This window comes from uncultured Campylobacter sp., assembly GCF_937996225.1.
Classification (GTDB): Bacteria; Campylobacterota; Campylobacteria; order Campylobacterales; family Campylobacteraceae; genus Campylobacter_B.
In genome coordinates, this window is record NZ_CALKTC010000024.1 from 1 (window position 1) to 3,893 (window position 3,893).

3 protein-coding genes and 1 pseudogene are annotated in these 3,893 nt (G+C 47.4%); 3 read left to right on the forward strand and 1 reads right to left on the reverse strand.

Annotated elements, in window-relative coordinates; translation table 11 throughout:
* From Q0174_RS03380 to Q0174_RS03390, 3 genes are all read left to right on the forward strand, one after another.
* Window positions 1–467: hypothetical protein (locus tag Q0174_RS03380; protein ID WP_298041687.1), on the forward strand; the 467-nt coding region annotated here is incomplete at its 5' end.
* 826 nt (window positions 468–1,293) lie between these two features.
* Window positions 1,294–2,310: a Holliday junction branch migration DNA helicase RuvB gene (gene ruvB / locus Q0174_RS03385; RefSeq protein WP_297881127.1), complete on the forward strand. Its 1,017-nt coding sequence runs from the start codon at window positions 1,294–1,296 to the stop codon at window positions 2,308–2,310.
* 206 nt (window positions 2,311–2,516) lie between these two features.
* The gene (locus tag Q0174_RS03390) at window positions 2,517–3,119 is read left to right on the forward strand and encodes a hypothetical protein (RefSeq protein ID WP_298041688.1); all 603 of its coding nucleotides are present in this window, start codon (window positions 2,517–2,519) and stop codon (window positions 3,117–3,119) included.
* A 307-nt stretch (window positions 3,120–3,426) separates the two neighbouring features.
* Here the strand turns inward: Q0174_RS03390 and Q0174_RS03395 are convergent.
* Window positions 3,427–3,893, reverse strand: a pseudogene (locus Q0174_RS03395) (hypothetical protein); the annotation flags it as partial.

Below are 3,893 nucleotides of genomic sequence, written 5' to 3' on the forward strand. Positions count from 1 at the left end.
CCCCGCCGATGCAAAACTACGAGCAAAATCGCGAGAAATTTCTAGACCTATTGGCTTTTGCAGGTCGCAACTTCCCTAAAAATTTGCGCGTTACGATCCAGAGCACCTACGGCGATGAGTATATTTGGATCGATTTGGACGGCAACGAGACGAAATTTTATTCAAATTCTATTTTCAAAGATAATGCGCCGAGCATCGTCGATGGGCTAAAGCTCATCGGCTGGGACAAAAAGACGTTTGGGCAGCTAAAATCAAAGCTCGCGACGATAAACGCTAGAACTATCGTGCTAAATAGAAGCGGCGATAACCGAGTACCTTGGGCGAGCATCACCTACAGCTATATGGAGCACTTTGCCGATAGCTATGAGTTTTATGTTCTCAATAGTCCAAAACTCGCCGAGCTATATGCCAAGGGCTGCTCGAAAAAAATTTCAAAGCGACGGCGTAGTATTTTTATACGCAATTGAAATATCAGATTATAGAGTGCTTTGTAAGAGTGACGACGACAATAAAAGTGTCTTGATCAAAGAGAGCGATCGATAAAGCGTCGTGAGATTCACGGCTAAATTTAATCGCCCGAGCCCGCGTTAAGCTTAGCGGTAAATTTTACAATCCGCGCCGAATTCCAAGCAGTCGCGAAAGACAAAACTCCGCGCGAAATTTTACCTAGCCGCGCAAGTGCGTAAGGCAGAATTTCGCATAAGATTTTACGTAGAATTATACGCAGAATTCATTGCGAAATTTTAACCGACTTCGTTAGATAGAATTCTAGTCGCCTGCGTGCTGCGGAGCGTGAAGCATATAATTTAAACCCTCGCTGCCGCAAAAACAAAATCCGCATCAAAGCTCTACGAAACAAAATTTTGCCGCAAAATTACGTTGCAAAATTCCAGGCGCCGAATTTAATATCGCAAAATTCTAAGCGCCAAATTTTACGTCGTAAAATTCCGTGCGTATTTTTCAAACGGCTAAATTTTGCCTCTAAATTCTACGTGCTCAAATTTCGCGCCGCCGCTCCGCAATCACCGCTCGCGAATGCCTAAAGCCTTAAATTCTACGCGCCAAATTCCGCGCAGTTAGCGACCCGCGCGCTGTTCGGGAGCCGTCACAATAAAATTTCGCAGTCTTTCGCGACGGGTGCTCTGCTTTTTAGCCCCAGCCCTAAGCGCGTACCGTAAAATTCCGCGTGGCAAATTTTATTCCGCCCGCAAAGGTCCGTCCCTTTAAAATTGCCAAAATTTAGCCATTTTTCGCTACACTTGCTAAAATTTTAAAATCGATTAAAGAGAGATTATGGACAGAATTGTAGAGATCGAAAAGATGCAGCTCGATGAGAGCGTGGAGAGCTCGCTGCGCCCGTCGAGCTTCGAGGATTACGTGGGGCAGGAGAAGATCAAATCAAACCTCGCTATCGCGATCGCCGCGGCGAAAAAGCGCGCCGACGTGCTCGATCACGTGCTTTTTTACGGGCCGCCGGGGCTCGGCAAAACCACGCTGGCGCATATCATCGCCGCTCAGATGGGCGCCGCTATCAAGGTCACCGCCGCGCCGATGATCGAAAAGGCGGGCGATCTGGCGGCGATTTTGACGAACCTGCAAAGCGGCGACGTGCTTTTCATCGACGAGATCCACCGCCTAAGCCCCGCGATCGAGGAGGTGCTATATTCGGCGATGGAGGACTTCCGCCTCGACATCATCATCGGCTCGGGTCCCGCCGCGCAAACCATCAAGATCGACATTCCGCACTTTACGCTCATCGGCGCCACGACGCGCGCGGGCATGATCTCGGCGCCGCTGCGGGATCGCTTCGGCATGCAGTTTCGCTTGCAGTTTTACACGCACGCCGAGCTTGCGCGGATAGTGCAGATCGCTTCGGTCAAACTCGGAAAAGAAAGCGCGGCAGATGCCAGCGCCGAGATCGCGCGCCGCTCTCGCGGTACTCCGCGTATTGCGCTGAGGCTACTGCGACGCATACGCGATTTTGCTGAGGTGCGCGACGAGGGCGCTATCTCGCACGATCGCGCGCGCGAAGGGCTTGAAGCGCTGGGCGTGGACGAGCAGGGCTTTGACGAGATGGATATAAAATATTTGGAAATTTTATTTGACGCTAAGCGCCGTGCCTTGGGGCTTAGCACGATCGCGGCGGCGCTTAGCGAGGATGAGGGCACGATCGAGGACGTCATCGAGCCCTATCTGCTCGCCAACGGCTACATCGAAAAGACCGCCAAAGGCCGCATCGCAACCGATAAGGCGCGCGAGGCGTTCGGTCGCGTGCTAAAGACCGCGGAGAGAAATCTGTTTGAGGAGTAGGGCGGATGAAATTTTATACTTCACGGCGCTAAGTCAAGCTACGCAGGTGGAAACCCTGCAGTGGCGATTTTGTATATTTGATCTTTGAATTTTGCTTAGTTTTAAAGTTTCTGCAGATTTAAAATTTAAAGTGGGAAATTTTGTAAATTTAGAGCAAATTTATTATCACTCAATAAAACATCCAAAAGAATATGAAAGGAAATTTTATGAAATTCATAACAAAATATATAAAAAGGCTCTTATATTATTTTTACGATGTATTTTATAGGCGTGTTTTTATCAGGGGAGTTTCGCATCCGCCGGCACAGGTGGCTAGCATAGGCTGTTATGGTTTGCTTTTTGTCCTATGCGGGACGCTTCTTACTATTTATAGAACGGATACGTCGCCTAAGCAGTTAAATGAGCTTGAGATCGATACCGGAATTTTAAGAAACGTTTATTATAATTTTCGCGGAAGCGGCGGACGAATACATATAGAACTAGAAAACGGCAAGAAAAAGGTTTATGAAATAAGCAAAAGCGATAGCGATATTTACGAAAAGCTAAAAGGGCAAAAAATCAAAATTTACGGCGAGCCAAGCCCAGATATATTAGGTAATAATGAAATTTTACAGCTTGAAGATAAAGATGGAAAAATATATAAAGAATATAATTTCGATCATAGATTGTTAAGACCATATTTGATGACCGCACAGTTTAAATTCTTTTTAAAAGGGGTGGTTTTTCTACTTTTGTTGATATTTTTTATAAATTTTTCAGATAGAAATTTGATTAAAAACAATCCAGAAGAAGGAGCAAAAAATGAGTAACGGGTTGGGTATTTATTAGGGATGCGCTTTCGCATGGTCTCGCTAATACGGCTGTAGCGCAAGCTGGAGCGAAGTTCTGCTTTCGTACGCCTATAACGACAGCTATTATTCTCACTCTACATTGAAAGTTAAAATTTAGTCTATTCGCGCATCCGTTATGCTCATTATTTTATAAATTCGCTGCTCTCTTGTTCTACGCAGATTGTTGCTCGTGATTATTAAGATACATTGATTTTCTAAAAAATAGCCTGTCGCCCGCTTAGCTTTTACTTCACTCTCGTTTATCGTACCGATTTTTACTTTGCTTCTAGCAGACACATTCGCTATACATTTTTCTTTTCCGTGTGAAGTTGCCATTGGGCTTATTATAAGAGTTGCGGCGCGAGTGGATCCACACATCGGGCGGGCGTAGCTTTAGATTTTGCGGCACTGCACAAGCGTCTAACACTCGCTTATCGGCGCTACTTGCCAAAGCGCTAATTTCATTAAATTTAGCCGCACGCACGTCCAGCGTCGGTCTGTCGGCGCACACGGTCTGCCCACCCACGCCTACGTAGTCGCACACGCTGCGCAGCTCGTGCACGAACGCGCGCTGCTTCTCGCTGCCGATCCGCCCATGCACCGCGCCGTTTAGCGTGGCGTTGATTTTGATGAAGCAAAAGCCGCTCGCGCGCGCCAAATAAAACGGCTCCGCAAGCTCCGCCGCCGCGGCAGAGCAGACGTCAAATTTCACCTCTATGCCCCCGCGGCGTAAAATTTCCGCGCCGCCCGCAG